The following is a 4,259-nucleotide window of genomic DNA, read 5'->3' as shown; positions in this document are numbered from 1 at the left end:
GTGGTCAGACGGATTCCGCCGTCGATTCTCCGAATTGTGATCGGGGTGGCAGGACTGGGCTTGGCCGCCTGGTTGTGGATGCGCTGAGACGGACGGTCTCAGGCCTTGGCCCGAGTTCGGCCGATCGCCCGCCACCCGATAAGGAAAACGGCCAGCACGGTTCCGGCTACCAGGATGAAACTGAACGCGGTGCCCTGACCACTGACGACACGCAGCACCATGCCCACCAGGAGAGTCGACACCCAGACGAGCACACCCGTCGGGATGACCAGGAAGGCGTCGAACTTGTCGCGATACAGCGCGAAGGTCGCAATCCACCCCACGGCCAGGCCGCTCAGGAACGGCCACGCGGTGGTGGCGAGGCCGGCCAGCGCATTCGCTTCGTCATGACTGCGGCGTCCGATGGCACAGAACACGATGACGAGAACGACGTCCAGGGCGAAGGCGGCGAGGATCTTTTTCACCGGGCCAGGGTAGTACGTAGTACCCCGATCGGTACTCAGGAGGCGACGGCGCGGTGGGCCCGGCGGACTACGCCTCGGATTCGGGTTCGGGGGTGGTCCGGCTGCGCCGAACCCGGCGAGTGGTGGAAGACGGCTGCTCGCGTCGTTCGAGTTCGAGATCCATCTCGAGATCCTCGTGCTGGTTGTGCCGGAAAAGAATGAGAAAGGTGATCCAGCCGACGGCCGCCACGAGGATATAGCTGACCACGCGGTAGACGAACACGGCAGCGAGTGCCTGCGACGCGGAGGCGCCGGCTGCGGTGAGCGTGGCGATGAGGGTGCCGTCGACGAATCCCAGTCCGCCGGGCGCGAGGGGGATGCTGCCCACCGCCTTGGCGGCGGCGAACGCGATGAGAAGTCCGGCGAACGAGGGCTCGGCGCCCACTGCCCAGCACGCGAAACCGAGGCATGCGACATCGGCGGAACGGTGCACCGCGGACCAGCCGATCGTGACGAGCAAGTCGCGCCGTCCGAGTACCACCGATTCGAGCTGACCCAGAATCTCGTTCCACCGGTTGATGCCGGTGTCCGGAGGATTCTTCCGAATCCTGTTGTATCGGGTCAGAACCCAGCGTCCGCTCGACTCGACCGAATCGGGATTGCGTGAGACGTAACGGAGCCCGAAGAACAGGGCGCAGGCGCCGACCAGGGACAGCGCGAGAGTGACGGGGCTGACCCTGGTGCCGACCGCGAAGGCGCCCGCGGCTCCGATCAGGGCCAGGCTACCCGCGGCGATCACACCGGAAATTGCCAATTGCCAGGACGCCACGACGGGTGTTGCGCCCCACTTACGGGTCTGCCGATAGGTGAATGCGGTCGAGAAGACCTGACCGGCGGGCAGGCTGACCGACATCGCGGTACTCGCGTAGATCACCGACACGGACTTGATCTGGCTGACTATGACGCCGCCGGCCCGAAGTAGGCGTTGCTGGACCGCGCCGAAGCCCGACAGCGAAACGGCCTGAGCCGCGACACAGGCGGCCACCCATCCCCAGTGGATCTCGCTGAGTGCGCGCCAGGAGTCACTGAGCGTGGGCCACAGATAGACGGCCTCGACGGTCAGGAGAGCGAGAAGACCGGCCCCGAGTATCCATTTGAACAACCAATAGCGGCTCCGCCGCCGAGGAACCTCGGCAGGGGGCGGGTCGGAGCGAGGCTGGGCCACCAGGTCAGCGTAACCAACGGGTGGCCGATCACACCGGATAGTCCTCTGGCCACGCCAGGTGGGTTGTTCGACGGCGTCCGCGGAGCTGAACCTGTTCTCCCAGTTCCCAGTGGGCCTGCTCGTCGTCGTCGGCGAAGTACAGGGCACTCGTCGATGCCAGTACCCGGCTGGGATGGAGCTTGGCGAGTTCGGTGAGCCGGGAGGCCTCGTTGACCGGGTCCCCGATCACCGTGTACTCGAATCGCTCGGCGGCTCCGATATTCCCGGCAACCGCGAGGCCTGCGGAAACGCCGATGCCGATGTCGAGTCCGGTGATCTCGTTCAAGGCGAACCGCAACTCCCGAGCGGCGGCCAGCGCAGCGGTCGGCGCGTCCGGACGGTCGAGGGGTGCGCCGAAGATCGCGAGCGCGGCATCGCCCATGAATTTGTTGACGAATCCGTGGTGGCGGTCGACGACGTCGACCACGACGCGGAAGAATTCGTTGAGCAGATTCACGACCTCGCCCGGGGGCCGTTCGGCTGCGGCGCCGGTGGATCCGACCATGTCGACGAAGAGCACGGCCACGAACCTCGTCTCACCGCCGAGTTCGGTACCGAACTGCAGTGCGCGCCGGGCCACCTCCTCACCGACGTGCTGGCCGAACAGTTCGCGCAGCAGACGTCGCTCGTCCGACTCGCGCATCATCCGGTTGAAGCCGACTTGCAGACGTCCGATCTCACTGCCGTCGAAAACCTCCACCCGCACATCGGTGGCGCCGCGCTGAACCCGCTCGATGGCGCGGCGCAACTGCTTGATCGGGTCGGAGATCTGACTGGCCGTCAGCGTGGACAGCGCGAACGCGAGCGAAATCGTGACGATCGAGAGCAACAGGATCGACCAGGCGAACGCGTCGGGCGGGAACTCGATGTTGGTGGACAACTGCGTGGCGCACAGCAGGATGATGCCGATGACCGGCATGAGAGTGCCCAGACCCCAGGTCATTGCCAGACGGGTGCCGACACCGGGCGCCATGGTGCGATCGAATTCGCCTTCGCTCAGTGCCTGCGCGGCGACGGGTCGCAGGATCCGCTCACCGAGCATGTACGTGAATCCGAAAGTGGTGGTGGCCGCCATGCACACCGTCACGATGACGGCGATCGCCAGCGACGGCATCTCGGTGACGGTGAGGATGACGAAGATGGCGCCCCCGAGAATCCAGAGCACCAGGTGCACGATCGCTTGACGTAGTGGTGCGTGCAGCGCCGACATCTGTTCGCTGCGCGTCGGCGGACCGCCGCGTAACTGCCAGCGGATCACCGACCGCAGCATCATTGCCGCCGCGGTCAGGCTCACCACAGCGGCGAACGCGAGGTAGCCGCCGAAGACGACGACGTTGCGGACCCGGTCGGCGATGATCCCCTGCGATTCCGGGATCGGAACGCCGTACCGCACGAAGGCGAACACGAGAATGGCGCCGATCAGATTGGCCATGAGCATGGACACCATATAGAGCGGCCATCGGCTGCGGACGGTTGCCGCGATCGCTCTATAGGATTTCCGCACGCCGTTCAATTTAGCGGGGGCCCGCTCCGGTGGTAGCGGACACGTCCCCCAGACGTCGAGGTTTTGGTCACAGCGTGTCTCCGGTGAACCGCGTGCGGCCTCGGCCGAAGCGAGATCCGGCAGCGACGTCGAGTCCGACGAAGATCTCCGCAGACCACCATGAATCCCATCGTCACGGCGGACCGCGCTTGAATCAGGCGAGGGTCGCCAGTTGTGCAAGCACGAGTTCGGGCACAGCATCCGCCGGTAACTGGGTGATGTAGAAGTCGGTGGGTGGGAGCGTGGTGCCATCACCCCGCCAGAATTCGGGAGATATCGCTGAGCCACCGAGTTCTTTCCGGTCGGGTTCGCTGTTGTGTACGAGCACCCGATCGGCGGTCCGTATCGCCACATCCCACCGGTAGTGACGGGCCACGTTCGTGATCGGCGTGTAGGTGTCGAGTCCCACGCTGGGTAGCGGCGCTGCCCCCGGAATTGGACGGTCGTCCAGCAGGATGCCTGCAAGCGGCACCGCCGCAAGTCCGCGTAGCCAGTCCGCGACGTACATCGACGCGTTCTCGGCGGCATCGAGGTCCAGCTCGTCGGCACCCTCGGTGCCGGCGAGCTGGTGCGTGCGGCTGAGCCACTGCATGGGCGACGGAATCTGGACCACGAGCGGCTCGCGGACAATGTGGGCCAACGTGGTGACGAGGTCGACCGCGAGAGTGACCGTCGCGCTGTCGGCAAGCAGGGCCCGCAGGGCGTATCCGGTGCGTTGCCTCGCCGACATAGCCTCTTGCAGAGCGTTGTTCGAAGCCTGCTCTTCATCGTAAAAACGGTCGAGAGTCAGTAGTGCGACGTCCGGCTTCAGCAGACCTTGAGCCTGACCGAAATAATTGGAATAGGCCGTCGGGTCGTGCCACGGAACGTCGCGCCCTTGCAGAATCACCGACTGCGCGTAGTCATGGTGGTCGATCACAATTGCCGTGCTGCGGCCGGAGAGCGGGTCCGAGATCGCTGTGGTGAAGCTGGTGGCCATGGCCGTTCCCTTCGAAGAACTCGCAATGTA

Annotated in this window: 4 protein-coding genes; all 4 read right to left on the bottom strand. The window is 65.3% G+C overall.

What is annotated here, in order from left to right:
- Positions 1-98: 98 nt before the first annotated feature.
- Complete coding sequence (locus WAW17_RS11760) at positions 99-464, bottom strand: DUF3054 domain-containing protein (protein ID WP_422333157.1); 366 nt, start codon at positions 462-464, stop codon at positions 99-101.
- Positions 465-531: 67 nt separating this feature from the next.
- The gene (locus WAW17_RS11755) at positions 532-1,668 is read right to left on the bottom strand and encodes a lysylphosphatidylglycerol synthase transmembrane domain-containing protein (RefSeq protein ID WP_422333156.1); all 1,137 of its coding nucleotides are present in this window, start codon (positions 1,666-1,668) and stop codon (positions 532-534) included.
- Between the two features lie 28 nt (positions 1,669-1,696).
- On the bottom strand, positions 1,697-3,154 hold the full coding sequence (locus tag WAW17_RS11750) for an adenylate/guanylate cyclase domain-containing protein (protein WP_422333158.1): 1,458 nt from the start codon (positions 3,152-3,154) through the stop codon (positions 1,697-1,699).
- A 250-nt stretch (positions 3,155-3,404) separates the two neighbouring features.
- A partial coding sequence (locus WAW17_RS11745; RefSeq protein ID WP_422333155.1) for a hypothetical protein occupies positions 3,405-4,259 on the bottom strand: 855 nt, incomplete at its 5' end.

Source organism: Rhodococcus sp. (in: high G+C Gram-positive bacteria) (assembly GCF_049286785.1).
GTDB lineage: Bacteria > Actinomycetota > Actinomycetes > Mycobacteriales > Mycobacteriaceae > Rhodococcus_F.
This window is presented reverse-complemented; position numbering and strand designations above follow the sequence as displayed.

Excerpts from the sequence above, each read along its gene's own strand:
- WAW17_RS11750 (WP_422333158.1), bottom strand. The coding sequence starts at position 3,154 with ATGGTGTCCATGCTCATGGCCAATCTGATCGGCGCCATTCTCGTGTTC.